The 657-nt window shown below is 62.6% G+C and carries 1 protein-coding gene; it reads left to right on the top strand.

The genetic code is table 11. The features are described from left to right. On the top strand, positions 1-657 hold a 657-nt coding region (locus tag EN994_RS34205), incomplete at both ends, for an ATP-binding cassette domain-containing protein (RefSeq protein WP_164746565.1).

Genomic DNA, 657 nt, shown 5'->3' with positions numbered 1-657 from the left:
CGCGTGAACGGCTCGGCAACCTTTCTATCAGCCAGCAGCAGCTCGTCGAGATCGCCAAGGCCTATGCGGCGCAGCCGAGGATCATCGTGCTGGACGAGCCGACATCCAGCCTCAGCGAGCATGAGACGGCGGCGCTGTTCCGGATCCTGCGCAAGATGCGCGATGACGGCATCGCCATCGTCTACATCAGCCATCGGCTGAAGGAGGTGCTCGAAATCGCCGATGAGGTGACGGTGCTGCGCGATGGCTCAATGATCGAGACGCGTCCGATCAAGGGCATAAAGGCTGCCGATATGATCAGGCTGATGGTCGGTCGCGAAGTTAGCAATGTCTTCCCGAAAAGTCCGGCCGCGATCGGCAAGTCCGTGTTGCGCGTGGAGCATATCAGCGACGGACAGCGCTTCCGCGATGTCAGCTTCGAAGTGCGCGCCGGCGAGATACTGGGCTTGACCGGCTTGGTGGGCGCTGGCCGCACCGAGGTTGCCCGCGCAATCTTCGGCCTGTCGCGGCTTGTCGAGGGCACGGTCAGCGTCAACGGACGCGAGGTCTCGATCAACTCGCCATCCCAGGCGGTCAGGGCAGGCATTGCCTATGTTCCGGAAGATCGCAAGGGCGATGGCGTCGTGCCTGGAATGTCGGTCCGGGAAAACATCAGCC

Origin of the sequence: Mesorhizobium sp. M7A.F.Ca.CA.002.09.1.1, assembly GCF_003998555.1 — a bacterium.
Lineage (GTDB): Bacteria > Pseudomonadota > Alphaproteobacteria > Rhizobiales > Rhizobiaceae > Mesorhizobium > Mesorhizobium ciceri.
Note: the sequence above shows the minus strand (reverse complement) of the source record. Positions and strands in the feature narration are given on the sequence as shown.